This window comes from Streptomyces hundungensis (assembly GCF_003627815.1).
In the GTDB taxonomy this organism is placed as follows: Bacteria; Actinomycetota; Actinomycetes; order Streptomycetales; family Streptomycetaceae; genus Streptomyces; species Streptomyces hundungensis_A.
This window is the reverse complement of record NZ_CP032698.1, coordinates 449,569-476,084: the sequence shown is the minus strand read 5'-3', so window position 1 is coordinate 476,084 and position 26,516 is coordinate 449,569. Positions and strand designations below refer to the sequence as shown.

Genomic DNA, 26,516 nt, shown 5'->3' with positions numbered 1-26,516 from the left:
GACACGCTGTAGCGGGTGTACGAGCTGCGCTACGACCCGATCATCGAAACGGTCTGGGATTCCCTGCCCGACCAGGCCAGAGACCGATTCGACCGCGCCATCCTCGCCGCCTGCGAAGACCCGTTCGGTACGACCGAGCCCTACGGCATCGACGACGGGATCACCCGCACCCTCGTACTGCCCGAGACTGCCGCCGTACTCCTCGTCAGCCACGCCCCTCGCAAGATCCTCCGCATCCTCCAGATCACCCACCTCGGATAGACGCTGAAACGCCCCCGACCTCCACGGCCGGGCGCGCTGTCGTGCGGGCAACTCTCGCCGCACATCGCGATCACTTGGCAAGCCCAGTCCGGCTGTTCCCCAGGAACGCGTGCATGGTCCAAACAGGCGGGGCCGCTCGCACGCCTTAAGCGTGTGCGTGACCTGACGTAGTGGTCCTGCGCGACAGGGCATGGTGGGCGGGGCGCGTGCCGTGGGCCCGGAGGCGCTGGAGCCACACGGATGCCACGCTCAGGAGGCCGGTGAAGATGGCCAGGAGCAGCGCGGAGGCCCACATCTGCCGACTGCCCGGAGACTGCCAGGTTGTCCAGGCGGTTGATGTGGCCCACAGGACAAAGCCCAGAGCGTAGAAGGCTCGAACCCGGCGCAGTTGCCGCACGGCCCGCAGGGACATGAGGAGTTCGGTCTTGGATGCCATGCCGACCCGTGTGCCCCGGCAAGCACTGTTCAATGTGGTTGGCGCTGTTACTGGGGCGACTTATGTTGGCCGCTGGGTCTCTTGGGTCTCTCGGCGGTGCTTCGGCCCGCCGTATCCCGATCATCGGCCAGACAGTCGTCGGCGGACAAGCCCAAGGCGGCGGCACAGCAGGATGCCAGCGCCTCGATCTCCGTCGTCCGTTCAGCCTGACACCGTGCCGATGGGGGCAATCTCCCGGATCGGCAGACCGATCTGCGCGTCGTCGAGGTCTTCTCCGGTGCACGCCAGCCTGTGGGGGTGCCATGGCGACCCCCACGGGCTGGCGCGAACCAGCCGAGCGAGGGGTGGTCAGGGGATAAGCACGCAGTGGTTCTCGATGAACCTGCCGCTACGGTCCAGACCACCGCAAACGGCCAGCTTCGGATACGCCCTGATCTCGCGGTTGACGATGAACCGCCACCGGGACACACCGGCCTTGCTTCCCCGGTAATCGCCCACGAAGGCGCGCAACGTCCCGGGCAGTCCCTCTCGGGTCGTGACGGTGATGTCCTGGACGTAATCGCGCCCCTCATAGGCGGTGGCCACGCAAATGTAAGTGCCGCACGTGGACTTGACCTCGGCGCTCGCCGGTACTGCGGCCACCACTCCCAAGGCACTGGCTGAGGTGCTGGGAGGTCAAGACCGTCGCCCATCGTCGTCGCGTGGTTTTCACCGACCGGACCATCCCCCTGGTGCTGGTGGATCACGAGACCTCCTCGGCCTGCTTGCGCTGGCTGCACAGCAATCCACACTGTGACTGACCGCGCGCGGCGCAGCAAGTAGCTTGACGTGCAATGCACCTGACGGGCCATCGGGCCACGGTTGCCAGATATAGCGACTGGTCGGCGCATACGGGCGGAGAGATCAGGCCGTGGACCACCGGGCGGCGGACACCGCCGCTGTGACCTGTCAGATCCGGGCATCTGGTTCTGCGGTACGGCGGGACTTGGATCCGCGACATTGATGGGCACGCCGTCAGACGCCACGAGATGGTCCCGCACGGTGTCGGGGCCGCCGCAACGGAACCGTGGATGAGGTCTTTGCGATCGCGCCCAACCGTCAGACCTCGCACGCACCCCTCCTCGGCATACCTCCCCGCCCGCACCCAAGCCAACGACCTACCGGTGGGACTGACAGAGGTTGGGCTTGCCGTCGAGGATGGCCAGTTCCCGGGTGCTGGCCTGGGTTTTCCACTCTGGGGCGACGGCGGCGTACGTGGTGACGTCATGCCAGCAACCCTGGGTGTGGAAGAGCTGGCGCAGGGTTGCCTCGGGGTGCAGACCCGCCGCGTGCATGAGCCGGGCCATGTGGTGGTGGTCGCTGCGGTGGCCGGCCCAGATGCGGTGCAGGCCCAGGCGTCCGAAGCCGTAGGCCATGAGCAGGCGGCCCGCTTCGTGGCCGTGCCCGCTCACGGATGCGCCGGGTAGCAGAGCGAGGCTGGTGAGCATGGCGTTGCTGCCGTAGTCCTCGATGAGGAGGCCCCATGTCGGTGTGCGGCTGCGGTACGTCACCGGACGGAGTTCCGGTATTCGACCGTCTTCAACTGCCCATCGTTCACGCCGTGCGTGTTCCGCGCCGTGGCGGCGCGGAAAACGCTCCGGGCTCCGCGGGTGGGTTACTGGGCGAGTACGTGGCCGTCGTGGGGGCGGTGGTCGCGTGAGCGGCGCAAATCGCTGGCGACGTAAGTGCGTTGCAGCCAGCGGTCGGCTCCGTCGTAACGGGGGTGGAAGGCGGTGCGCCCGTGGACGGTCACGCGGTTGTCGATGATGACCAGGTCACCGGGTGTCAGGCGCAGGGTGCGGGCGGTTGCCTCGCAGGCCCGGCCGAATTCGTCCAACGCGGTGGCGGCGCGGGCGGTGAGCGGGGTGGTGACGAGTTGGGCCATGCGTATGTCGGGATCGTCGGCCGCGCCGGAGAGCACCGCTCGGGGCTCGACGTCCGGTTCCGTGGCGGCGGGGCCGAAGGAGGGAGGGGGCGTGGTGCGGAACTCCGGTGTGAACAGGGCCCGGCGGCTGGCGTCGGTCAGGAGAGGCAGTGCCCGGCGGATGCCGGCGACCCGCATGCCGGCGATGCGGTCGTGATCGGCGCGCAGGCACAGGAAGACCACGTAGTCGGGCGGGTGGGGGTGGAAGCCGTTCTCGGTGTGGAAGGACAGCGGAACCGACCCGGCGTTGCCGTGGAAGGTCTCCTGCCCTGGTACGGGTACGACGTCCTGGACCAGAGCACCGGATTTCTCCGCCAGGTAGGCGAGGGGTTCGCCGAGCCCACAGGCCACCATGGTGAGCACCGCCGCCGGCATGGCGGCCTGGCGCTGGACCGAGCCGGGCACGGACGGTGTCGGGGGCAGGGCCGCCTCGTCAACGGGAAGACCGCCGATCACCAAGGTGCCGTCCGGGCCGGAATGCCTGCGAAACCGCCGCACCTCGCGGCGTATCCGTAACGGAAGATCTTCCCAGGCGTCCCGCGCCCGTGCTACCCAGTCCGGGCTGTCGACCTCATCTGTCCCGCTCGTATGCAAGGCGCGGGCCACTCGCTCGCACGCGTCGGTGTCGCCCGGGTCCAGTTGTTGGCGGGTGGTGCCGCCGCTGGTGACGCTGTCAGGTGATGTACGGGGCATCAGGATCTCCTGCCGAAGGGCCGGCGGCGGACGCGTGGATTCACTTGTGGCGCAGGCCGGCCACGGCGTCGGCGATGTAGTGGTCTCCGAACCGGATCAGCGAGGAGTACTGGGCGGCGCGGCGATGGCGCATGAGCCGTAGTTCGGCGACGGCGTTGTCGGGACCTTCGGGGTTCTGGGCGATGGAACGGTCCAGATGCACCATCGAGTACGCGAGGGTGACGTGCCGTTCACCGTCGACGATGTCGGCTTCGAGAAGAGCGCCCCGCGTCTCAGCCAGCTCGGGGTCGCGAGCCGCCAACTGCTCGTAGGAGTCGGGGACCACGGCCAGCAGGTCCCTCATCGCCGCCCGGAACAGCTTGTACCCGCGGTGCTGGCGCCCGCTCAACGGAATGTCCACCGACGGCGGCGCCATGGTGTGGCGTACCGACGCCCTGTAGTACTCGGCCGGGATCGTACTGGCGTGGGTCATGGCCGCCGGGAAGCCCCGTACGTACACCGTCGCGTCCGACAGCCGCAGCAGCGCGCTGTCCCTGTCGCCGTGGCGCAGATGGCCGGTGGCGTCGGCCACGGCGACGGCGGCGCAGACGTTGAACAGGACATGGACCTGGTGGCCGATGAGCCAGCGGGCGGTCCACGCCTCCTCCAACGAGGCCCCCGTACCAGGATCAGGGACGGTGGCGGCCGGACCGGAGTCACGGCCGGAGCCCGGCCCCGCGCCCGTGAGGTCGACCAGCGCCTGCCGCATCCCAGTCAGCTCCAGCGCCAGGTCACCGCCCGACAGCGGAGCCTCACACAGGTCCTCCAGGGCACGGTGGATCACCAACGTGCCGTGCAGGGCGGCCTGTTGATCGGACAGCTCTTCCTCGCGGACCCGGAAGAAGGACTGGCTGACCGACTCGGCCGGCAGTTCCTCACCGGCCACGGCCGGAGCCTGATCCGACAGAGCGGCTACCAGCCGACCGGTAGCCGCGGCGGCGTGCCGCAGCGTCCGGGCCCGCTCGGCAGGGCCCGCATGGGTGGCCACACCCGCCAGCACACACGCGGCCCGCCCCGCCTCGGCACCGACCCGCGGGCCCAGCGCCGGGGCCGACCGCCCGCCTCGGGGTTCACGAAAGACAGCGACAGCAGGATGACCGGCAACCGTTGATAAGCCCATAGTCGAAGTACCTCGCCATGGTTGCCCTGTTCGAAACCTCGAGTCACGCCATTCCTGCATCCTGGGCAGCTCGGCAGGTGACAAGAGAACGGCCTCGCAGCGGAGCATCCGGCAAGTGCCCCCAGTCGGGCAGGTTGCATTTCCGGCCCAAATCGCGTGAACCCGTCGAAGTGCCGTGTTCGCAGGCGTCATTGCGGCGGATGCGGACTACATCCCGAGACGCCCGCTCCGCTCGTCGGGACGGCAACCACGCCGCGAATGCCGTAGCAGTGGCGTGTGCCGCTCACGAGAGGGCGGCCCTGCGTCGAGGGGGGAGTGCGCCGTGGTGAGTGCAGTAGTGGCGGTGATCAGTGAGATTTGGCTGTTCCGGGGCGGCCAGGTGCTGCGCGTCGATTCGGCTTCGGGGAACAAGGGCACGTACAACGGGCAGACCACCAAGCACGGCACTTTCGCCGCACGGCACCTTCGCCGAGTGCCCCGAAGTTCGCCATGGGCGCTGCTGGTGGACGAGGACGGGATGGACATCCCGCAGGCTGTCTATCGCGACGACGCCCCGCCTGCTCCGCGGAAGTTGGAGTGACGCGGTGGGGCAACTGGGCTGGGGGCGGTTCAGCGCCGCGGCGGTGCTCAGGTTGTCAGGCGGCCCAGAAGCGCGGGTGGTCTGCCAGGGCCGTTTCCACCATAGGTCGGGCATGCGGCTGCACCGGAGGCGTGACCCGGGTGTGGGTCTCGTCTCGCGGCGGCGGTTTCCCGGAGCCGGTTCGGCGGTTCCGTCTGTGTCACCCGCGCATCCTCGAGAGGCCAGGACGTGGTTGTCGACCGGACAGACGCGCCATCAGAGCACCATCGAAGATCCGCTCCGAGACGGCGGGCCGGGCTTGTCGGTGCAGGAGGAAGGACGCCGCAAAAACCGGGTCCTTGTACCAAGCCAAACGCTGCCCGGTGACGAATCCGTGATGAGCAGGGCGCGCTGCCGATCCGTGAGGTGGGAGACCGTTTATGGCATCGGCCCGGCTTGCTCATCCCACCACGCCGTCAGCGCCCCGCCACAGGGCTTACGGCATGGCCGCATACTCAACGACCCGGACCCGCCGAGCCAGGCCGAGCTGCGCCGACCGGCCTGCCTTGGGATTAGCGCCCAGAAAAGGCTTCTGTTGGCCGCGAGGAAGCCAGGCGGTGCCTGTCAGAGCGTCAGGAGCGAGGCGGTACGGGCGAGCGAGGGGGCGTTGAGGGAACGCTAGGCCCGCGTTAGCTCGATGTTCGAGGCTGTCCGACGATGTCCCTCACCCCAGGTGACCCGAACATCTGGAAGGTAATCGTATGACTGCAAGGTATTCCCGGGGCGGACCGGCCCGGGAGACCGGCGACCAGGCGCGGCTTCCGTCTCGTAAGGCCGCCGAGCCGGGGCGCGGGACGGCGACGGGCTGGCTGCCGGCCCTTCAGCCGGTCGCGGGCAACGTGGCGGTGGTGCAGCTGCTGCGCCAGGCAGGCCGTGCCTGGGTCCAGGAGCAACACCAGCACGACGCCGGCTGCGGGCATGGGCAGGCCGTGCAGCGTTCAGCGGTCCACGATGTCCTCAAGGCTCCCGGCCGCCCCCTGGACGAGGCGACCCGCACCGACATGGAGTCCCGGCTGGGGGCGGACTTCTCCGACGTCCGTATCCATGACGACGCTGCGGCCCAGGCTTCGGCCGGCGAGGTCGGGGCCCATGCCTACACTTCAGGCAGTCATGTCGTCATGGGCAAGGGGGGCGCGGACAAGCACACCCTTGCCCATGAGCTCACGCATGTGATCCAACAGCGGCAGGGGCCCGTGGCGGGCACGGACAACGGCAGTGGTCTCAAGGTTGTCCGACCCGGGGGACCGGTTCGAGCGGAAGGCGGAAGCCAACGCGCGGCGGGCCATGGCGAGTTCGCCGGTGCAGCGGGACGCCGTGGAGACCGCGCAGGAGCGGACGCCCACACTTGGTCCGGCGGTCGTCCAGCGGTATCACCAGGGCATTCTCCGTGCCCCGGACCATGAGGTACTGAACCTGAAGGTGTCGGCGACCGGTCAGTACTTCATGATCGTCAACGAGTACGACACCACCACCATCTGGGGCAGTACCAATGCGGCCGCGCCGCGATACTGTAGGCCCACTGAGCAGCAGAATGTGACCCTCACGCTCCAGGTGGGAAACGACACACTCACCGGTGTCTACACGGAGTACGAGCCGGAAACGACGTTCCTGGCGGACTGTTCGCACACTGCCGAGGAAATCATGCACCGCAAGCGGCTCCTGATGGGGCAGGACGCCAGCCGGATCCGCAGCGGTGCGGTGTTCGGGGGCGACGGGCACAACGGCAACATCCGGGAAGCCGTCACCTACGCGCAGAACCGGGGAGTGGGGAACGGCGAGGAACGGCCGGATCCCGGTGAAGCGTTCTCCATCATCGAGACCCAGTGGGACATGGAGGACGCCGACCACGAGGACGCCTCTCCGATGAACGAGTCCGGGTGGCCCTACCACGTCGCCGCGGTCGTGGCCATGGACGGCGATGACCGCATCGCAATCGAGCAGACCGTGGGATCGAGCGACGCCGTCCAGCACCAAGGCTATGAAGGCATCATCGACATCTACACGTCGGGAAGCCTCGCGGGTGGCGCGGCGCTGCCGGCCAGCTTCCATGGGCGGCACGGCGGAGCGTTCTCCCAAGGGGGCGTCACCGTCACGCTCGCCCCGATCAACCAAGGCCAGGTGAGAAAGGAAACCCGTACCCGGCGGCACATGGACGGCTAGTCCGCGCCGCGGTGCCTTTATCGACATCTCCGGTCGTGCGGATGTCATCGCGGGGCAATGCGCGCCGACGCGCGGCGCACACCCACAGCGGCTCCAGGCCCTCGCTGAGCCGACCGTGTGAACCGCAGCCCGCCTGGCCGCCCGCGACGACCGCACCGCCCCCGCCGCCCGCAGAGCCGCCGTCGGACCCGACCGCCTCCCTCAGGCGGGGGTGAAGCTGGCCCGCACGCACGTCACCGGCGTCATGGTCCGTATCGACCACGCCTAGCTCCGGCAGGTGTGTGCGCAACCACGCGGCCGCGTCCGTTGGAAAGTTGCTTCGGGGGCCATTGTTGGAAACCTCTCCGTCGGCAAGATGGCCCAGGCCGTCAAGTAATATGCGGAGATACTCAAAGTTGTTGCGCGCCTGACGGGGGTATCGAGAAGTTTCTCGAGGAGTCCGCTGCCGCAAAGAAGTTGATCAAGAAGGGCGAGGACGTCCTCAAAGGCCTTCAGGGAAATACCTCCTCTTGCGTCAACGGGCAGGGCCTCGGCGTAATCGCGTTACGTCCGGTTTGTGATCATCCGAGGCCGAGGAGCGCGTGGGGCCATCGAGGATGGGATCGCGGGGGTCGCGTCGCAGGCCCGCGACCCAATGTTGGAGCACATCGTGAGCTCCGGGGGAGTGCGGGATTCGGTAGCCGTGCGTCCGTTTCCGGCCCGTCTGGGGCGTGGGTTTGCGGGAACAGTACGCACATGATGAATTCGCGGCTGGCCGCGGTGAACAGCCATCCTACGGAGCTTCCGGCGTGGGGGCAGGTGGCGTTCGTGGTCGTCTTCCTGGTCGCGGCAGTCTTCGTTGTGACCGGCTTGATCCGCAGACGAAGGAAGTAGCGCGCCCCGGTGGGGCGTTGCCGGGTGTGAGCAGTTGGCGTACAGGGGATCCCGTGAGAACGATCTTGTGTCGGACGACGTCAGAACGCCCTGCCATTGAGGGTTGGGCCGATGCGGGGGCCACATCGGGACCCTGCCGGACACGCCGCGTTCCGGAAAACTAGGGCCTGTGTGATGTCGTGATCAACTGTTGGGTTCTGCCCCGTTAGCGGGGTGGAGTCCGGTAGGACTGTTGTCGTGACGCGGAGGCAACTCACTAATGTTCAGTGGAAGTTCATCGAGCCGTATCTGCCGATCGGTAGGTACGGGCCGTATCCGGAGCGGTTGCGGGAGCAGTTCGAGGGTGTGATCTGGCGGTTCCGTTCCAGTGGGCAGTGGCGGGAGATGCCTGCCGAGTTCGGACCCTGGGCGACCGTCTACGGCCGCTTTCGCGTGTGGCGGGACGCGGGTGTGTTCACCGCTCTGCTGGAAGGCCTGATCGCCCAGGGGGCCGGCGTCGGCGGGACGGACTTGTCGCTGGTCAGTGTGGACTCCACCACGGTTCGTGCTCACCACGATGCCGCGGGCATGCGGGTCAGCAAGCACCTCATGAAGACCTTGGAAGAAGCCGTGCGGGAAGAGGAGACAGCCCGCCAAAAGGGGGCGGCTCGGAGGAACAGAACGGACAGGACGAACGCCGGCGCATCCGGCGCCGACGCAGGATCCGCCTGAAGCAAGCCTGCTCGGCAGGTCCCGGGGCGGCCTCACCAGCAAGATTCACCTCGCCGCGGACCGCCAGTGCCGTCCGCTCGCGCTGGTCCTGACCGCCGGGCAGGCCGGGGGCAGCCCGCAGTTCATCCCCGTGCTCAAGAAGGTTCGAGTTCGCCTGCCCGTCGGCCGCCCTCGCACAACGCCCGGCGCGGTCGCCGGGGACAAGGCCTACTCGTCCCGCGGCAACCGCGCCTACCTGCGCAAACGCGGAATCAAGGCCGTCATCCCAGAGAAGAGGGACCAGGCCGCCAACGCAGGAAGAAGGGCGCGCGAGGCGGCCGGCCCATCAGCCACGACCCCGGCCTCTACAAGGAACGGAACACCGTCGAGCGTCTGATCAACAAGCTGAAAGCCTGGCGAGGCATCGCCACCCGCTACGACAAAACCCCGGACAGCTACCTCGCCGGCCTCCACCTCCGCGCCGCCATGATCTGGATCGACGACCTCGTGAAAACCGCCGACTGATCACGACATCACACACGCCCTAGTACTGCAATCACACTTGTGTGTGGTTGAGTTGGTGTATGGCTGAGCTCGGGGTGGGGTTGGTTGGGCAGTGGGACGGGGTGCTGGCGGGTTTACATGCCAGGTTCGCGTCGCGTTTCGTGAGGTCGGAGCCTCGTGCGCGGGCGCTTGCGTATATGCGAGGCCTGATCGCTCCATTGGAGCGGAAGAACGGCTGGACTCTGGCGGAACGGGCTGGTGACCGGCTGCCGATCGGGATGCAGCGGCTGTTGGGCGAGGCGGACTGGGACGCGGACGCAGTCCGTGACGATGTGCGGGACTACGTTGTGGAGACGATCGGTGACAAGGACGGCGTCCTGATCGGGGACGACACTGGCTTCCTGAAGAAGGGTGTGCGCTCGGCCGGCGTCCAGCGGCAGTATTCCGGAACGGCTGGACGTACGGAAAATTGCCAGGTCGGCACCTTTCTGGCCTACGCCTCGCCGAAAGGCCGGGCTCTGATCGACCGGGAGCTGTATGTGCCCGCCTCGTGGACGGACGACCGTGAGCGGTGCCGGGACGCGGGGATTCCGGACGAGGTGTTGTTCGCGACGAAGACGGAGCACTTCAAGGCCATGCTCCTTCGTGCGGTGGAGGCCGGCGTCCCGTTCGCGTGGGTCACCGCGGACGAGGCCTACGGACAGTCGAAATCCCTCAGGTGCTGGATGGAACAGCGGGCCATCAGCCATGTGATGTGCGTGAAGACCAGCGACACCGTCATCACCCGCGGCATGGGTGAACGCCGTGTCGACGACCTCGTCACCGGTCTCGCGCCGCAGGCGTGGAAGCGCCTGTCCGCCGGGAAGGGATCCCATGGCGAGCGCATGTACCAGTGGGCGCGGATCCCGATCCGGATCTGGTGGGAGAACGGCCACGGCCACTGGGTCCTGGCCCGCCGGAGCCTCAAAGACCCCACGGACCTCGCCTACTACGTCTGCTACGGCCCCGTCGCTACCCGGCTGAAAGACCTGGTCAGGGTGGCCGGCGCCCGCTGGGCAGTCGAAGAATGCTTCCAGACCGCGAAGGGCGAGTGCGGCCTGGACCACTACCAAGTCCGTCTCTACCACGCCTGGTACCGGCACATCACCCTGGCCATGGCCGCCCTCGCGGCCCTCACCGCCGTCCGCGCCTGCGAACTCTCAAAAGGGGAAACAGCGGTGGCCTGATACCGCTGTCCGTAGCGGAGATACGCCGCCTCATCGGCCACCTTCTCCACCCCGCCCACCTCACCATCCACCACCATCTGCACTGGTCACACTGGCGAAGACTCAGCCAGACACGTGCCCGCGACAGCCACTACAAACAACGCGGACACACCCCATAACTGTGATTGCGGTACTACTGATCTTTTCGTAAGTTCGGTGGGTGTGGTGGGTGGATGGTGAGTCCGGTGTGGGTGAGGAATGACCAGGGGAGTTGTGGATTGTTGTTGATGCGGTGGATGCCTTGTTCGGTGGCGTCGGCGACGTCTGCGAGGTGGTCGCCGGCGAGGTTGGCGAGTTCACGTTTCTTGAGCGAGGACCACAACAGTTCCACCGGGTTCAGCTCGGGTGCGTAGGCGGGTAATCGCTCGAGTGTGAGCCAGTCCTGTTCGGCGACCCATGCCCGCATGGCCCGGCTCCAGTGAGCGGACAGGCCGTCCCAGACCAGAACCACGTCCTCGCCGCGGTAGAACACCTTCATCTGTTCCAGGACTTCGATGAGTCCGAGAGTGTCGTAGCTGCCGGGCTTGAGATGGAAACACAGTCGTGCCCCGCGTTCGGGGTCGGTGGAGTGGTAGCCCAGGGCGCCGGCCATCGACGCCCGCTTCCAGTTCAGGCGGTGGCGAAGGAGCGGGGTCCGTCCTCGGGGTGCGTAGGTGCGACGGACCTGCGGCAAGAGTGAGACGCCTGATTCGTCGAGGAACACGATCCAGGCACGTGTGTTCACCGCCCTTTTTTGATGCGCGGCCACTCGTGGGAGACCCAGCGGGCGATCTCCGACTCATCCCGCTCGACCGCCCGCCGCTCAGGGCGCTGAAGACTCCATCCCAGTCGGCCCGTCAGCAGCCGCCACACCGATGCCCTGGACAACACCACCCCTGTCACCCGGGCAACGATCTCTCCGACACGTTCCAGAGTCCACAAGTCGGCCTCGAAACCATGAGCCTGGGCGCCGCGGTCCAACGCGGTCCGAACCGCCTCGACCTGGGAGTCGTCCAGTTTGGGCGGGCGCCCGGTAGATGCCCGCCGCCGCAACGCGGAAGCACCGTCCTTCTCCCACACCCGACGCCATCGCCGCACGCTCTCGGCACATACCCCTACCGCCCGCGCGATCTCCGCATTCGAGACATCCTCCTCGAACAACTCCACCGCCCGAACGCGACGCGCTTCCGCCAACTGCGGCCGCGACAAAGGAGGAAGTGGCGATCCGGCGGCCATAGGCGAAGCTTGATAAGCCATCCCGACAGCGTCCCACCTACACCGCCACTATGCCCACTGAACTTACGAAAAGATCAGTAGGAGACGCAGCTCTGATCGCGGGGACGAGCCGGGGATCTTGAAGACTGAGAGGCCGGGGGCGTGGCCGACCGTCATCGTCAAGGCCCCCTTGCGCGCGCGACGTTGAACTTCCTTGCCCCTGCCTCTTGGGTAGAACCGGATCACTATCCCTTCGCCCGGCGTCTGGCTGTTGGTTCGTCAGTTGCGAGGTGGGATGGTGAGCCAGCGGTCGTCCTGGAACTCGGCTGGGACTTCGTCCTCCCCCGGGTCGATCCCGCGGCGTTCCAGTTCATCAAACCATCGGTCCCGCTGTGATTGGGGAAGGCGTCGTCCGCACCAGGGGCAGAAGTCGATGGTGCTGCTCGATGTGCCGCCGTCGTGGATGATCAGCCCGTACTCCTGGAACTTGGCACTGAACTTGATCAATGCGTCCGGACAGTCGAAGGGGTCGTTGTGCTGGTCGCAAGGCGCGTTCACGCAACGGCTCATCGCCTCGCAGCAGTGTTTGGCCATGGTCTCGGTTTCTCGTTTAGCGGCACTGTCCCCAGAAGTGGATCATGGTCTGTGATGATCACCGGATTCGCGTGGAGATCTAACCGTCTTAATCATCGGCGGCAGCGATCACGCCTGGCCGCTCGCCTTCGTTGCGGCGAGCGGGAGGTGCAGCCGACGAGTGGTCGGGTGCCGTGTCTAGCGCTGATCAGCCCGGCCGGGTGGAACACCCGAGCGAGCGATCTTCGGCAGGTTACTGTTTTTCTCGATCCTGGCCTACTTCCAGGGGGAGCGGTACGCGCGGTAGCTGTTGACGCCCGTGGGGAACTGTGCCTTGAACACGACCTTCCCCGAGGCGTTGAACTCGGAAATGTATGGGAGCGATCCCCAGCCGACGAACGTCCCTCCCCTGCGCAGTGGTTGCGCGTTGCCTTGCGAGGATGCGCTGAGGTAGTCCGGCTGGTTCGTGGACTTCACCAGCGTCGCGGTACGCGCCCTCTCATCGAGGCGGACGGTGACGACACGGCTGAACGGGAGTTCCTCCACCGCGCCGGTCCCGGTGTTTGCGGCGCCCGCGGACTCGTTGTCGAACCAGCTGTATAGGCCACCGCCGAGCGGTTCGGGATCGTGCTGCCATGAGAAGACGGTCCCCGCTGTGTTCAAGTACTGGCCGGGCGCGGCCTGTTCCTTGAATGTGCTGGCCTTGCCGCCGAGCTGCCACACAACGCTGCCGGCGTGCCGGTCGACCTTGTACGTGGCCCAGGTGTTCCGGGCGTCGATGAGCAGATCCCCATCGGCGTCGGGCTTCACTGCATTGATGTGGAACCAGTCCCATGGCTTGTCCGGTGACGCCGGCAGTGGCTGCTCGCTCTGCGCATACGGCACGTGATCGGCCGCCTTCCACTGGAACAGGACTCGGCCCGTGCGGATGTCTATCTCCTGTACCACCCCGTCGATGACTGCCTGGTGCGCGGAGCCGCCGATGCCCGTGAGATCGGCTGTCTCCTGCTTGTACGCGAGGATGAGTGCCGTGTCACGGCTGGTGATCAGGAACTCGTGCCCGTCGGCCGTATACCCGTTGCCGGCATGTACCTCGCCGACCTTCCGATACGCATCGTCATAGATGTAGTTCACCCCGCTCGCGAGGGAGCCGAGCCCCGTGCCCTGCCACCACGTCAGGACCGGCTTGCCCCGGTAGGTCTGGGCACGGAAGTCCGCGGCCTGCTGCCCGGCCGGTACCTTGTGAGACCACACGACACGCTTGCCGTCACCGGTCAGGATCTCCACGCCGCTGGAGTAGGCGCTGTTCGCCGAGTTCGGCGAGATGAAGATGTCCCCGCCGCTTGCTGTGCCCTTGTCGACAAGGACGGTCACCGGCGGCAGCGGCTTGCTGTCCGGGGCTGCGTTTGCGGTGCCGGCCAAGGGCAGCAGGCCTGTGACGACGGTGGTGGGCGCGGCGATCAGGATCCGCGCGGACAGGAAATTGCGACGCATGAAGTGTCCGTTTCTGGCAGCCCGAAGCCGAAGCGGTCGGCTCGGTCACGGGCATGCGAAGAAGGCGCACACCCGACCGGGCGTGCGAGTGAGAGAGGGCAACTACAGGAAGGCTCTACCGCGCACAGCGAAGCCAATGAGGCTGTTGGACGGGAACGGATGCCACTGGAGGCGAAACGGCTCTCAACAGGGGCGACATGCAGCAGAACACACGCGCATGTGGTCGATGTGACCGCGAGTCGTGAGGATCTTCCGCTGCTGCATGTGGCAGAAAGTAGCCGCGCCCGCACCGGGACGTCAATCATTGTCCACGCAGCGGACAGTAGGGCCTTCCGGGACCGTGACGATGTCCAGGACCGCCCTGGCGTCTTACGTGTGTGGCTCAGCGGCAATGTGAGGCTGGCGCTCCCTCGCGCACGGCCCCACCGTTCCGGCACGTTCCGGCTCTGGCGGGGGAGTGCGCGCCTGGCGTCCGATAGGCACTGTCGGCAAAACCGTCAGACGCCCCGAGACCCTCAAGGCCATCGGCAAGCCGGGCAGGTCCTGGTAGATGGAAAAGGAAGCTTAGTGCCCGGAAGGCGACGGGACTATCGGTGGGGGAGTGCCTGGCTACCGGCCCGGCTTCGCGTCCGGGCCTGGGGGAGTGCGTCGTATGGGTGTGCTCGCGCTGGGCGGTGCAGTAGGGCAGGCGGTTGTGCTTGCCGCACCAGCGGCAGTGGGCCGATGCGGGCGGGCCCGGCCTGCCCCGGTGGGCGCTGACGGCTCCGGCGGCCCACACCATGCTGGGCCTCGTCCCCCTGGGCGACCTCGGCGAGACGCTGCGCGTCCAGGTCCTGCGCGGCTGCGAGCCCCAGCTGCGGCAGGGCGGCCGCATCAGCCCCACGCAGGTCAAGGCCGCCATCCGCTGGCTGGTGGACCACTTTGGTGACCGATCTGGCCCCGACCGCGCCGGCCTCGGCCAGCGCCGACCGGCTGCCTCCAGATCATCCGCACGCCGAAAACTGCCAGGGGCGCCGCCTCGCTCGTCAACAGGCCCGCGGCCCGCTGGGCGGTGTCACCCCGGCCGGACTCCGCGCCGAGCAGGATGCTGTGGGCCGGAGTCAACCCCGTGAGACTGCGGGTTCGGGCGCGGCAGCGGGCTCGGGCGCGCTTTCGCTGAGGCCGAACCGGCTGTGGAACCTGCGCAGGAAGCGGGGCGCGTACCAGGCCGAGCCGCCGAGCAGGCGCATCGCGGCCGGGACGAGGACTCCGCGGATTGCGACGGCGTCGATGAGGATGGCCAGCCCGCTGCCGAGGCCGAACATCTGCATGAAGCTGAGCTTGGACGTACCGAAGGCGAAGAAGCTGACAGCGAGCAGGCAGGCGGCGGCGGTGACGATGCGCCCGGTGTGCCCGAGGCCGTTGGTGACGGCGGACTCGGTGTCCTCGCCCTGGTCGTGGAGTTCCTTGATCCGGCTGGTGACGAACACCTCGTAGTCCATCGACAGACCGAAGACGATGCAGAACATCAGCACGGTCATTGACATCTCCATCGGCTGCGCCGTGAAGCCGAGCAGGGAGGAGAGGTGGCCGTCCTGGAAGATCCAGGTCATGATGCCGAGCGTCGCCACCAGGGTGATCGCGTTCAGGGCCAGGGCGCGCAGCGGCTGCACGACACTGCCGGTGAACAGGAAGAGCAGGACGAACGTGGTCAGGACGACCAGGCCGATGGCGAGAAGGAGTCGGCCGCTGATGGAGTGCCTGGCGTCGACCAGTTCGGCGTCGATGCCGCCCACCAGCGGGTGGGTGCCGGGGGGCGGGGTGAGCGCCCGTACGTCGCTGACCAGGTTCTGTGCCGCGTCGGACTTCGGCGTCAAGGAGCTGACGACGCTGATGCGTTGGCCGTCGGGTCGGCTGAGGTTGGCGCTACCGGGACCGGCCGCCGATTCCTGCCCGGGGGTGTGGGTTCCGGTGCTGGTCTCGACCCGTACCACGCCCTTGAGCTGGGACAGTTGATCGGCGTACTTGTCCAGCGTGGCTTTGTCCACGTTCTGGCCGATGACGATCTGGAGGGCGGCGTTGTCGCTGCCGTTGAAGTTCTTCTGGAGCGTCGCGGAGACCTGGCGGCTCTCGGCGCCCTTGGGCAGCACGCGTTCGTCCGGGGTGCCGAAGGTGATGCCGAGCAGCGGGCTCGCCGCCACCAGCAGGACCGCGAGGACGGGCAGCGCGGTGAGCGCGGGCCGCCGCATGACGGTACGCGCCAGCCGCGCCCATAGGGAGACGCGCGTGGTGACGTTCGCGGTCTTCGCCCAGGGCATCTGCCCCTTGTTGACCCGGTGCCCCAGGACGACGAGCAGCGGCGGCATGACGAACAGCGCGCTGACGGCCGCGATGGCGACGACGCCGACCCCGGCGAAGCCGAACGAGCGCAGGAAGTACTGCGGGAAGACGAGAAGCGCCGCGAGTGCGGCGGCCACGGTGGAGGCGGAGAACGCGACGGTGCGGCCGGCGGTGTGCACCGTCCGGCGGACGGCGTCCTCCACGCTCGCGCCGGTCGCGAGCTGTGCCCTGAACCGGCTGATCATCAACAGGCCGTAGTCGATGCCAAGGCCCAGCCCGAGAGCCGTGGTGAGGTTGGTCGCCGTGTTCGAGACGCTGGTGACGTCAGCGAGCAGGGACAGTTCGGCGAACGAGCCCAGGATGGCGATGATGGCGATGACCAGCGGCAGCAGCGCGGCGACCACGCCGCCGAAAACGAACAGCAGCAGGATGAGGGTCAGCGGGATCGCGATCAGCTCAGCCAGTTCAAGGTCCTCGACCACCTGCGTCGACATGTCGTTGCCGACGGCGGCCACCCCACCGGCCCGTACCGTGAGGGCTTTGTTGTACGTGCCGTCGTAGTCGTCGAGCAGGCTCGTGGCGTTCTTCTGCTGCTGGGTCGGGTCGCCCTTGACGTGGGCGAGGACCATGGCCTCGCGGCCGTCCTTGGACAGGAGTTGGGCATTGCGCGTGTCCCAGTAGGAGACGACGTTCGCGAGCGACTTCTCCTTCCTCAGGCTCGCGACCAGTGCCTTGCCGTTCTGCTCGGCAGAAGGGGTGTCGACCCGGCCGTCGCCGGCGCGGACCAGCAGCACGAGGTTGGTCTCGCCGCCGAATTTCGTGTCGATGAGATCGCGTGCCCGGGTGGACTGGGAAGCCGGGTCATCGAAACCGCCGCCCAGCAGCTTGGTGAAGGCGCCGCTGCCGAGGGCACCCATGAGAGCTGTCGCCACAACGGCGACGATGAGTACCAGCCGGGCCCGGCGGATCGCCAGCTCGGCTATGCGTTCGAACACGCCAAATCTCCTTGCGGTCAATGTGTCTGTGGGGACGCGACGACGCTAGGGGAGACCATGTGGAAGTTGGCAGTGCGAGATCTACCTGACAGTGCTCGGTTTACCTGACGGCACTCGGTTTATGTTCGGGTGCCAGAGATGCACCGTAGGGTGGACCCATGCCCATAACCGAACGGCCGAAGACCGCCGCGCCGCCGGCTGCGTCCGCGCCGTCTGCTCCCTCCGTCCCGGTTGCTCGATCCGCCTCATCTGCTCCGCCCACGCTGCGGGAGCGGCGGCGGGCCACAGCGGTGCGGGAGATCCTGGACGCCGCCGAACTGCACATCACCGAGCACGGTCCTGAGGGGCTGTCCCTGCGGGCCGTCGCGCGCAGCCTCGGCATGACCGTGCAGGCGCTCTACCACTACTTCCCCAACCGGCATGCCCTCGTCACGATGCTCGTCGCCAAGGGGTACGAGGATCTGTTCGACGCCGTCCAGGCCGCCGTCGACTCGGCGGCCGACTCGGCTGCGGGCGTTGGGGGCACTGCGGCGGACCCGGTGGCGGACCGGCCCTTCGTGTCGCGTCTGCTGGACGCGGCCGAGGGCTACCGGGGCTGGGCCGTCAACCATCCAGAGCGGTTCAAGCTCCTGTTCGGGACACCGCTGCGGGGCTACGCGGCCCCGGCCGACGGCGCCTCCACCATGGCCGCCCGCCGGATGAGCACGATCTTCCAGCGTGAGCTCTTCGGCGGCTTCAGCCTGGAGCAGCTCGCGGCGGCCGACATGCCCCCGCTCTCGCCCCAGTTCCGGGCCTACCTGGACCAGCTGCCCCCGGACGGGCCGGGAGTCCTCCCGCCGCCCGCGGTCGCCCTGCTCATGGAGGCATGGGGGCGCATGCACGGCATGGTCATCCTTGAGGTGTTCGGACACACCGGGTTCCTCGGGGACCACGAGACTGAGCTCTTCCGCCTTGCGATGCGCAACATGCTCGCGGACATCCACCGGCGGATCCCGGGAAGCGCGGACGCCGTTGAAGCCGGGGCGGTGTGAGGTGCCTCCAGATGTGACGCGCGTCCGGGCGGTGGCGTAACAAGCGCCGCTCGTGCGGCAACGGCGCGCACGGCCCGCGCGTCCACAACTGGGCGAGGGCCGAAGTCCGCCTCCCGGCAGTTGCCCTACCGGCAGCACCGGGTGGCCGGCCGCCGCTGGGCGGCCGAGGCGTGCTTCGGGCGATACGGAGCCGCTTGAACGGAGTGAACTCACCGGGGCGCGGAACGGGCCGGGCCGTGCCGGGGAAGGGCTGTACGCCTCTCGCCCCGTATCGGCTCTGCTGGGCGTTTCTGCCCCTCGGCCATGGGCAGGACCGCCAGTGCGGTGTCTGCAATGTGCCGCAGTGTCTCCTGGTCAAGGCCGGCCTTGCCTACCGCCTCGATACCGCGGACCACCGTCAGCAGCAGTGCCGCCAACCGCTCCGGATCCGCAGCGCTATCGATGTCGCCGTGGCGCTGGGCGGCGCTGATCTCCGTCCGCAGCAGGGTCAGCAGTGCCGTCATGGTCTCGGCCGACCGTCCGGCGACCGCCGGATCGTGCTGGGCCAGTTCCGCCGCGCCCTTGGCCAACAGGCACCCGCGGCGCTCGGTGTCGGAGGCGGTGTTCTCCGCCATGAGGTGCACGTATCCCGACAGCCGGGCCAAGGCCTCCGCGTCCGGGCCACCCGCCAACCGCGCTTCGGCCACCTCAATGACTGCGGTGCACCAGTCGTCGAACACGCGGTGGAACAGCTTGCCCTTGTCGCCGAATGCGCCGTACAAGCTGCCCTTGCCCAGGCCGGTCGCCTGGGCGATGTCATCCATCCGGGTTCCCGCATAGCCCGTCGCCCAGAACTGTTCCCGGGCCCGCTCCAGGACTTGGCGTTCGTCGAATGCGCGTGGTCTCGGCATGGTCCCAACCTATCCATTCTTGACTCGATCGTCCATTATCGCCTACGTTCTTGACGATCCATTCCACAACTGAGGGGGTTCGCGGTGAGCGACCGCCAGCCCGATCCCGCTGGTCCCTCCGGTGACCACGGCCACCTTCTCCAGCAGCACGCCTGGCATGGATTGCCCGAGCCATGCCGGCCGAGGGTGCTCAGCGCACTCGCCAGCGCTTCACCGCGCTCGTAAGAACCCCGCAGCAAGGTGTCCCGGGACGACCTCCTCCGCGCGGGTCGCCCAGAGTGCAGTTCCCGCCCAATCCCCATGCCCCTCCCTCAGCCGCCGAGGGCGTCGCATGTCATCAGCATCCCGTCGCAGTTCCCATCCGGAACAGCCCCACAGAAGGGTCACCTTGTGTCCGACACAGATCTGCGCGCTTTCTACCTGCGCTACATCGAGGCGCTCAACGCCCACAAGTTCGACGGCATGGACGAGTTCATCAACGACCGGACCACCCTGAACGGTGAGCCCGCTACCCGGGACGACCTCATCGCGGTTCAAGAGCATGACGTGGACGCGGTTCCGGACCTCCGCTGGGAGCTCAAGGAGCTGCTCCTCGACGGTGACCGTCTGGCCGCGCAACTCGTCAACACGGGCACCCCGGTCAAGGAATGGCTCGGCGTGACTCCTACCGGCGCCTCCTTCGAGATCGTCGAGTACGCCATCTACCAGGTCCGCAACGGACGGTTCGTGCACATGACCGCCCTGCACGACGCCGGCGCACTTCTCTGGCAAATGACCGGCTGAGCTCCGGATCAGCGCCAGTAACTCACCGCACATACCCAACATCGCCAACGGCCCAGCCGGGCGACATGACTCGTAGGGATACGCATGACCATTACGCTGATCACCGGGGCCAACAAGGGCATCGGGTTCGAGACGGCCAGACAGCTTCTTGCGCTGGGCCACGTCGTCTACATCGGTGCTCGTGACGTCGAGCGAGGCGAGAAGGCCGCGGCGGCGCTGGGCGCACGGTTCGTGCAGCTCGACGTGACCGACGACGCATCGGTGAGCAGCGCTCTGGCGACGATCGACTCGGCCGAGGGCCGGCTCGACGTTCTGGTGAACAACGCGGGCATCCTGGGGCACGGAGTCACCGACGGTCCCACGGCACTCCGGGCCTTCAACACCAACGCGGTGGGAATCGTGCGCGTCACCGAGGCGGCGCTTCCTCTGCTGCGCAAGTCCCCGAACCCCACTGTGGTCACCGTTTCCAGCAGCGCCGGATCCTTCTGGGCAGTGACCAATCCGGAGCGACCTGAGTTCAACTTGCCGTTGGCGCTCTACTCTGCGTCCAAGGCCGCGGCCACCATGCTCACAGTCCAGTACGCCAAATCCCAGCTGGGCATCAAATTCAATGCGGTCGAACCCGGCACCACCGCGACCGACATGACCGCGGCATTCGGAGTCGGAAGGACCCCGGAGGAGAGTGCCAAGGTCGTCGTGCGTCTGGCCACCCTCGATGCTGACGGCACGACAGGAACGTTCCAGGACGAGAACGGCGAAGTGCCCTGGTAGCCGCGTGGGAATGGGCCGGGAGCCGCGCGCTTGTGCCCCCGGCCCCTTCCCAGGAAGTGCCCCTTGCGCACCCATTCCGCCTCGGTGTTCACCCGCACCCAGCGGAACCCGTCGGGCGTCATCACCGTCTTGTCGAAGTACCGGAACGGCGCCGGCGATCTGGCGCAAGCATTGCCGAAGACGCTCGCGGTGATGGTGCGCCTTGCCTCAGGGCGTGATGAGCGAGGACGAACCCGCTGACGCGTTGCGCGGTAACCGTAGCCGTTGCTGAGGAGAGAGCCGAGACCGAGGACGTCGGTGCTGTCTCGGATCGAAGGGCGCGGGCTCCTCGGTGTCGCGCATCAGTTGCGCCATCAGCCTCGTCCTCCACGGTCAGCAGTGCAGACTCCCCAGCACCAGATCACGTGTGGGCGCGAAAATGCAGATAACACCGCATTGCGGAGGAAGCCGACCTTTTGCTTTGACAGTGTCAGAAAAATCTATTGCTGCCAAATCGCGGCGAGGCCGGGATAGCGTCACGCTTGCTCGACGCCACCGCTGCCTATGTACGAAGACGGACGACACAGGTGGTACGAGCCCGTGGCTCACTGACGGACGGCATCTGCGGAAACGTACCCCTTGATCCATCAGAGGTCTGAACTGCGGCCCACACTCAGGCCGATTAGTTTCCACACGGCCATCGACGAGATTTTTCTGAACAGTTAACGAACCCGTGGCACCTCTCTACATGAAAGTCCATTATGGCCATGCATGTCATTATCGGCGCCGGCTCCATTGGTACCAATGTCGCCCGACTGCTCGCTGCCCGCGGTGAAAGCGTCCGCATCGTCACGCGCAGCGGCTCGGGCCCGGCGTATCCGCAGGTGGAACGGGTCGCCGCGGATGCTTCCGACCCGGACCGCTTGACCGAACTGACTCTCGATGCAAAGGTGATCTACCACTGTGCGAATCCGCCTTCCTACACAATGTGGGAACGGCTGCTGCCGCCCATACAGACTGCGGTCATCGAAGCCGCGACAGCAAACAAGGCCGTGTTGGCAATCACTGGCAGTATGTACGCTTACGGCCCGCAGCCTGGCGGTGTGATGAACGAATACACCCCCATGGCCGCCACCGGGCCTAAAGGTCTTCTCCGTAAACGGCTGTGGGAGCAGGCCCTTAACTCCGGAGTCCGCACCGTGGAGGTTCGCGGGTGCGACTACATCGGCAGGGACTCGAATGGCGTATTTTCCATAGTCATTGAGCCGGCAATGAAGGCGGGCCGAGCAGCCTGGGTGCCTGCCGATCTGGACGCGCCACATACCTTCACCTTCAACGGAGACATGGCCCGGGCCCTGGTCGCACTTGGAAACGATGAGCGTGCGTGGGGTCAGGCGTGGCATGTGCCGTCTCCTCCGGCCATCAGCATCCGTGAACTGGCGCGGCGCTACGCCGCCGCCGCAGGTCGGCCCCCGGTCAAGCTGATCCCGCTGCCACGCGCGGCAATGCGTACAGCTGGGCTTTTGGTACCGGCAGCCCGTGAAATGGCCGAAATGGACTATCAGTGGTACTCGCCGCTCCTCATGGACGCCTCAAAAACAGCTGACACCTTCGGTCTCACTGCCACCGACCTGGACATCATTATCAATGATCAGGTGAGCGCGGCGGCGGCCTGACCCCGCCTCCCGGGTACGACAGCAAACAGCGATTCCGGCGCCGTGCTTCGTCATGACACGTCCGGTGAATCGGCCCTTATCGCATTCGAGTGAATCCTGCGACGAGGCCCACCATCTGCGCTGTGCCGTATAAGGCGTCCCTCTTCGGCAGTAATAAACAACGACAGGAGTGGCCATGATCTACCACATCAACCGCGCGAAGGTCAAGGCCGAAGTCACGCCCGAGCAGATCGAGGCTGCCTTGGAAAGTTGGCGCAACCAAGGACGGTCCAACCCGGCCGTGAAGTCTTTCATGGTTGGCCGCGATCTCGGCGGGGACTTCGACTACAGCTGTGTCTTCGTCGTTGAGGACCTCGACGGCCTCTACGAGTACCTGACCCACCCCGCGACTATCGGAACTGACCATCTGGGCCTGGCGCTGCTCGAACGCCTCGACATCTTCGACATCAGCGACGACGACGACCCTGACCTGTACGCGAAGATCGAAGGACTGCACCGCCGCCGCAGCGCCCTGAACCCGGAGATTCCCGGCATGCTTTCGGACGTCCCAGAATTTCGCGGCGCCGGCGCGAACGACTGATCAGCACGTCATGACCGGCAGGTATACGTAGCAAGGCACACGGCGCCTGCCGGTCGTGACGCAACCACCCCTCGATAACTTTTGCGCTGGTTACGGCACGGGATCGTGAGGACCTGGCCAGACATTCCGATGCGGCCTGGCCGGGATCGAATGGCGTGCAATCCTTGAGAAGGAGTATTTCTGTGCACCTAATTGACGCGGTAGGCCGCCTTTGCGACGCCATCAACTCGCATTCGGCGCAACGAGTCGCGGACTGCTTCACCGCCGACTACGCGGCGGAGGTGCCGCACCGTCCTGCAGAAAGCTTTACCGGGCGGGAGCAAGTGCTGACGAATTGGTCGCTGATATTTACCCGAGTGCCCGATCTGAAAGCAAGAATTCTACGGACAGCAATTGCGGGGTCCGAGGTGTGGTCCGAATGGGAAATGAGTGGAACTTCTCCCGAGGGACTACCTGCCCTCTTGGCCGGACCTGTAGTCATGACCGTCCGCGACGATCGCATAAATTGGCCTCGCTTCTATGTTGGTCCGGTCTCGTCCGTCTCATCCCATCCTGGCAAGAAGTGACGTCATGACGGTCCCGGGTTTCGATGCACTACCCGTCTTCCTTCAACGCGACGGGCTGCTACCTGCCCCGGCGCTGCTCGCAGCGAGAGACCAGGCGCGCCTGACCCGAACCACGACGGTGTTCGGACAGGAGGCATGGCTGGTCACTGCCGCCGAGGACGTACGTACTGTCCTGGGTGATTCTTCGCTGTTTACCACGGGCGACTCGGCACCGATGTTCCGCAGCGGCGACCCAGACATCCTCGACATGCCCGGGGCGCTGCTGTTCATGGACCCGCCCGAGCACACGATTCTTCGTAAGATGCTGGCCCCCAGGTTCACCAGCCGAGCGCTCGCACGCTGGCAACCGCGGATTGTGGAGATCATCAGGGAACATCTCGACGCGTTGGAGGAGGCGGGCCCGCCTGCCGACCTGATGAGTCACTTCACCTGGCAGGTGCCCTCTCAGGTCATCTGCGAGATGCTCGGCGCTCCGCTGGACGAGCGCGAGCGGGTCCAGAAGCTGCTCGACGCAAGCTTCGACTTCACGATTTCGGAAGCCGAACGGGCTAGCGCGAACGAGGGGATCAACACCTATATCCACGAACTCGCCCTGCGGGCGCGCGCCAACCCCGGTGCCGGCCTGCTCAGCGAACTGGTCGTCGAACACGGTGATGAACTGACACCGAAGAACCTCGCCGCCATCGGAGCCACCTTGCTCCAGGCCGGCCACGAGACGACGGCGGACATGATGGCATCGTCTGTGGTCGCGTTGCTCGCACACCCGGACCAACTGGCGCAGTTGCGTGCGGACCCGACCCTGATCGACAAGGCTGTGGAGGAGTTGCTGCGCTACCTCTCGGTGGTACAGATCAACCCACCACGTCGCGCGACCCGGGACACGATCGTCGGCGGCCAGCCCATCAGCAGTGGCGATCTACTGCTGGTCGCGCTGCCCGCCGCCAACCACGGGCCTTCCCCCATGAAGGTGGGCACGCGGTTATCGATCACGCGGCGAGCGTGAGTTTAGCTTTGTGGTGTCGTCGTTCGTAGGCGTCGGGGCTGAGGTGGCCGTTGGTGGAGTGCCGGCGGCGGGTGTTGTAGCGGGTCAGCCAGGCGAAGACGGTGCGGCGGCAGGTGGTGGCGTCGCCGTAGTCGTGGTCGCCCTGGAGGGTCTCGCGTTTCAGGGAGGCGTGGAAGCTCTCGCAGGCGGCGTTGTCGGCGCTGGTGCCGACCGCGCCCATCGACCGGGTCACCCCGAGCTGGTCGCAGAGGCCGGCGTAGGCCCTGGATCCGTACTGGGCTCCGTGATCGGAGTGAAAGACCGCGCCTTCCAGTGAGCCGCGGGTGCGGGCGGCCATCCGCAACGCGTCGGCGACCAGGTCCGTGCGCATGTGGTCGGCGATGGACCAGCCGACAATTTTGCGGCTGAAGCAGTCCAGCACCGTCGCGAGGTAGAGGAACTTCCCTCCCTGGAGCGGGAGATAGGTGATGTCGCCCATGAGCTTGCGCCCGGGCTCGGTGGCGGTGAAGTCCCGGCCGAACAGGTCGGGGACGGTCCCCGCGGCCGGGTCCGGGACGGTCGTGCGGACCCGTCTGCGCAGGCGGATCCCGGTGATCGAGAACGCCCGCATGACCCGGGCGACCCGCTTCTCGTTGACTCGGTGGCCGTTCTCGCGGAGCTCGGCGGTCACCCGCGGGGAGCCGTAGGCGCCGCCGGACTCGCCGTGAACCCGGCGGATCTCCTTGACCAGGGCCACGTCCTGGCGCTGCCGGGCGGCGCGGGCTTCGGCGCCGGCGCACCACTTGTAGTAGCTGGACCGGCTGACGTCCAGGACGTGGCAGAGCCGCTTCACCTCATAGGTGTTCCGGTGGTCGTGGACGAACTGGAAGCGGCTCACCAGTTCGTCTCTCCGGCGAAATACTTGGCCGCCTTGCGCAGGATGTCCCGCTCGGTCGCGAGCTTGCGCTCACTCGCCTCGAGCTCGGCCACCCGCGCCTCCAGGCGGCGGACCCGCTCGTCCGGGTCAGCGGACGCGATCGCCGCCGGCGGAGAGGCAGGCCGCGCAGGTGCGGCGGTGACGCCACGGCGTTCGCGGTCCCGCAGCACCCACTCGCGCAGGGTCGCCCGGTTGATGCCCAGGTCAGCGGCGATGCTCTTGTACGTCGCCCCGGGTGTGGACTCGTACAGGGCCACGGCATCGGCCTTGAATTCGTCCGAGTAGTCCTTCAGCGCCATCGGCGGTCTTCTCGCTTCCTCCGGATCAAGCAGATCCAGTATCAGCGTGTCCACCACTCAGGGGGAGGCCCCCACGACGCCGCTCTCGTCGATAGGCCCGGCCGATTGGATATCACCGGAATACCTCCCATCACCTCGCCTTCGGGCACGGCATCCACCATTGTCTGGGAGCACCTCTGGCACGCCTCGAGCTCACCCTCGGGCTGCCCATGCTGCTGAACCGCTTTCCCGAGCTTGCACTGGCCGTGGAGCCGAGCGCGCTGAGGTTCAAGGTCGGTTCGGTGGTACACGCGCTGCGGGAGGTTCCGGTGACATGGTGAGTTGTGACGGAACAGTGATCTTCAGGGAGGTGGGCTGCTTTGGTCTGGTGTCCCCTCTCTGGAGTGGGACTCGGGATAGCTGAGGACGCTGCGTTTAGGCGTGGTGGGCGCGGTCTGGAGGCGTGTTCGGTTTGGTTGTTCGGGGGCTTGGTCTGCGGTCCGGTGGTTCCGTGGGATTGATCTTGGTTTTCTCGTAGGTGTGGTGGCACGTCTATAGGGGGCTGCGTTCTCTGGGGGTTTGGGGTTGCGGATGGTGCTGGTCAGTGGCGTGTGTGGGTGAGGAAGACGCGGAGGGGGTCGTTCGCGTTGCTGGCCAGGTGGGCAGCCCGAGTCGGTGAGCGATGAGGCTGAGAGCGTCGTCGATGGTGCGATGCGGTTGGTTCGGCAAGGTGGCGAGGGTGACGGTTTCGGGATAGGTCACCGGGTGTCGGCGTACACGTGAACGTGCCCAGTCACGTACGGACGAACGGACTCTGTCGCTGATCTTGTGACGGATGGTGGTCA

At 66.8% G+C, this 26,516-nt stretch carries 23 protein-coding genes and 2 pseudogenes; 14 read left to right on the top strand and 11 right to left on the bottom strand.

Translation table 11 applies throughout. From position 1 onward, the window contains the following. The first annotated feature begins 15 nt into the window (after positions 1 to 15). Positions 16 to 261 (top strand): hypothetical protein, encoded by a 246-nt coding sequence (locus DWB77_RS02255; RefSeq protein ID WP_120719634.1) that lies wholly within the window; start codon positions 16 to 18, stop codon positions 259 to 261. A gap of 784 nt (positions 262 to 1,045) precedes the next feature. Here the strand turns inward: DWB77_RS02255 and DWB77_RS02245 are convergent. The 4 genes from DWB77_RS02245 to DWB77_RS02230 all read right to left on the bottom strand — a co-directional run bounded on the left by DWB77_RS02245 (position 1,046) and on the right by DWB77_RS02230 (position 4,278). Continuing rightward, positions 1,046 to 1,339 (bottom strand): hypothetical protein, encoded by a 294-nt coding sequence (locus DWB77_RS02245; protein WP_246033363.1) that lies wholly within the window; start codon positions 1,337 to 1,339, stop codon positions 1,046 to 1,048. A gap of 515 nt (positions 1,340 to 1,854) precedes the next feature. Then, entirely contained in the window at positions 1,855 to 2,247 is a 393-nt protein-coding gene (locus DWB77_RS02240) for a GNAT family N-acetyltransferase (RefSeq protein WP_246033362.1), read from the bottom strand. A 104-nt stretch (positions 2,248 to 2,351) separates the two neighbouring features. Next, complete coding sequence (locus DWB77_RS02235) at positions 2,352 to 3,353, bottom strand: clavaminate synthase family protein (RefSeq protein ID WP_120719632.1); 1,002 nt, start codon at positions 3,351 to 3,353, stop codon at positions 2,352 to 2,354. A 40-nt stretch (positions 3,354 to 3,393) separates the two neighbouring features. Continuing rightward, positions 3,394 to 4,278, bottom strand: coding sequence for a hypothetical protein (locus tag DWB77_RS02230; protein WP_246033361.1), 885 nt, complete (start codon positions 4,276 to 4,278; stop codon positions 3,394 to 3,396). A 577-nt stretch (positions 4,279 to 4,855) separates the two neighbouring features. On the opposite strand from DWB77_RS02230, the gene DWB77_RS02225 reads away from it, so the two are divergent. The 4 genes and pseudogenes from DWB77_RS02225 (at position 4,856) to DWB77_RS02210 (ending at position 10,584) form a co-directional block, all read left to right on the top strand. Continuing rightward, entirely contained in the window at positions 4,856 to 5,092 is a 237-nt protein-coding gene (locus DWB77_RS02225) for a hypothetical protein (RefSeq protein ID WP_162952357.1), read from the top strand. Between the two features lie 740 nt (positions 5,093 to 5,832). Further along, positions 5,833 to 7,291 (top strand): annotated as a pseudogene (locus DWB77_RS39575) (DUF4157 domain-containing protein). A gap of 1,110 nt (positions 7,292 to 8,401) precedes the next feature. Further along, positions 8,402 to 9,379: pseudogene (locus tag DWB77_RS02215) on the top strand (IS5 family transposase). 59 nt (positions 9,380 to 9,438) lie between these two features. Then, on the top strand, positions 9,439 to 10,584 hold the full coding sequence (locus DWB77_RS02210; RefSeq protein ID WP_120719399.1) for an IS701 family transposase: 1,146 nt from the start codon (positions 9,439 to 9,441) through the stop codon (positions 10,582 to 10,584). Positions 10,585 to 10,756: 172 nt separating this feature from the next. Here the strand turns inward: DWB77_RS02210 and DWB77_RS02205 are convergent, their stop codons facing one another. The 5 genes from DWB77_RS02205 to DWB77_RS02185 form a co-directional block, all read right to left on the bottom strand. Further along, entirely contained in the window at positions 10,757 to 11,347 is a 591-nt protein-coding gene (locus DWB77_RS02205; RefSeq protein WP_120719629.1) for a transposase, read from the bottom strand. Continuing rightward, entirely contained in the window at positions 11,344 to 11,838 is a 495-nt protein-coding gene (locus DWB77_RS02200) for a winged helix-turn-helix domain-containing protein (protein ID WP_428985095.1), read from the bottom strand. Before DWB77_RS02200 ends, DWB77_RS02205 begins: the two co-directional genes overlap by 4 nt. A gap of 258 nt (positions 11,839 to 12,096) precedes the next feature. Then, positions 12,097 to 12,411: a DUF6980 family protein gene (locus DWB77_RS02195; RefSeq protein ID WP_120719628.1), complete on the bottom strand. Its 315-nt coding sequence runs from the start codon at positions 12,409 to 12,411 to the stop codon at positions 12,097 to 12,099. Between the two features lie 255 nt (positions 12,412 to 12,666). Then, positions 12,667 to 13,884, bottom strand: coding sequence for an arylsulfotransferase family protein (locus DWB77_RS02190; protein ID WP_120719627.1), 1,218 nt, complete (start codon positions 13,882 to 13,884; stop codon positions 12,667 to 12,669). Positions 13,885 to 14,984: 1,100 nt separating this feature from the next. Further along, positions 14,985 to 17,198 (bottom strand): MMPL family transporter, encoded by a 2,214-nt coding sequence (locus tag DWB77_RS02185; RefSeq protein WP_120719626.1) that lies wholly within the window; start codon positions 17,196 to 17,198, stop codon positions 14,985 to 14,987. Positions 17,199 to 17,356: 158 nt separating this feature from the next. Here DWB77_RS02185 and DWB77_RS02180 point away from each other — a divergent pair, with 158 nt between their 5' ends. Continuing rightward, a complete protein-coding gene (locus tag DWB77_RS02180) occupies positions 17,357 to 18,229 on the top strand; it encodes a TetR/AcrR family transcriptional regulator (RefSeq protein ID WP_120719625.1) in 873 nt (290 codons plus the stop codon). Between the two features lie 209 nt (positions 18,230 to 18,438). On the opposite strand, the gene DWB77_RS02175 is transcribed toward DWB77_RS02180, so the two are convergent. Next, the gene (locus DWB77_RS02175; RefSeq protein ID WP_246033360.1) at positions 18,439 to 19,119 is read right to left on the bottom strand and encodes a TetR/AcrR family transcriptional regulator; all 681 of its coding nucleotides are present in this window, start codon (positions 19,117 to 19,119) and stop codon (positions 18,439 to 18,441) included. 390 nt (positions 19,120 to 19,509) lie between these two features. Here DWB77_RS02175 and DWB77_RS02165 point away from each other — a divergent pair, with 390 nt between their 5' ends. From DWB77_RS02165 to DWB77_RS02140, 7 genes are all read left to right on the top strand, one after another. Continuing rightward, the gene (locus tag DWB77_RS02165) at positions 19,510 to 19,902 is read left to right on the top strand and encodes an ester cyclase (RefSeq protein WP_120719624.1); all 393 of its coding nucleotides are present in this window, start codon (positions 19,510 to 19,512) and stop codon (positions 19,900 to 19,902) included. Positions 19,903 to 19,986: 84 nt separating this feature from the next. Beyond that, on the top strand, positions 19,987 to 20,673 hold the full coding sequence (locus DWB77_RS02160) for an SDR family NAD(P)-dependent oxidoreductase (protein ID WP_120719623.1): 687 nt from the start codon (positions 19,987 to 19,989) through the stop codon (positions 20,671 to 20,673). Positions 20,674 to 20,736: 63 nt separating this feature from the next. After that, positions 20,737 to 20,913, top strand: a complete 177-nt coding sequence (locus DWB77_RS37530; protein ID WP_162952356.1) for a hypothetical protein — start codon at positions 20,737 to 20,739, stop codon at positions 20,911 to 20,913. A gap of 500 nt (positions 20,914 to 21,413) precedes the next feature. Next, positions 21,414 to 22,328 carry an NAD-dependent epimerase/dehydratase family protein gene (locus tag DWB77_RS02155; protein WP_120719622.1) on the top strand — a complete coding sequence of 305 codons (915 nt, stop codon included), beginning with the start codon at positions 21,414 to 21,416 and terminating at the stop codon, positions 22,326 to 22,328. A 175-nt stretch (positions 22,329 to 22,503) separates the two neighbouring features. Continuing rightward, on the top strand, positions 22,504 to 22,908 hold the full coding sequence (locus DWB77_RS02150) for a Dabb family protein (RefSeq protein ID WP_120719621.1): 405 nt from the start codon (positions 22,504 to 22,506) through the stop codon (positions 22,906 to 22,908). 155 nt (positions 22,909 to 23,063) lie between these two features. After that, positions 23,064 to 23,474, top strand: a complete 411-nt coding sequence (locus DWB77_RS39570) for a nuclear transport factor 2 family protein (protein WP_428985097.1) — start codon at positions 23,064 to 23,066, stop codon at positions 23,472 to 23,474. A 4-nt stretch (positions 23,475 to 23,478) separates the two neighbouring features. After that, the gene (locus tag DWB77_RS02140) at positions 23,479 to 24,477 is read left to right on the top strand and encodes a cytochrome P450 (RefSeq protein ID WP_162952354.1); all 999 of its coding nucleotides are present in this window, start codon (positions 23,479 to 23,481) and stop codon (positions 24,475 to 24,477) included. Here DWB77_RS02140 and DWB77_RS02135 read toward each other — a convergent pair. Beyond that, positions 24,461 to 25,692, bottom strand: a protein-coding gene (locus tag DWB77_RS02135) for an IS3 family transposase (protein ID WP_120719390.1) whose coding sequence is annotated in 2 segments (ribosomal slippage) — positions 24,461 to 25,365 and positions 25,365 to 25,692 — 1,233 coding nt in all. Because the reading frame shifts where the segments join, the coding sequence is not laid out codon by codon here. The genes DWB77_RS02140 and DWB77_RS02135 overlap by 17 nt on opposite strands. 104 nt (positions 25,693 to 25,796) lie before the next feature. Between DWB77_RS02135 and DWB77_RS39200 the strand changes: the two genes are divergently transcribed. Further along, positions 25,797 to 26,012, top strand: a complete 216-nt coding sequence (locus tag DWB77_RS39200) for a cytochrome P450 (RefSeq protein ID WP_216826897.1) — start codon at positions 25,797 to 25,799, stop codon at positions 26,010 to 26,012. Positions 26,013 to 26,516: the final 504 nt, after the last annotated feature.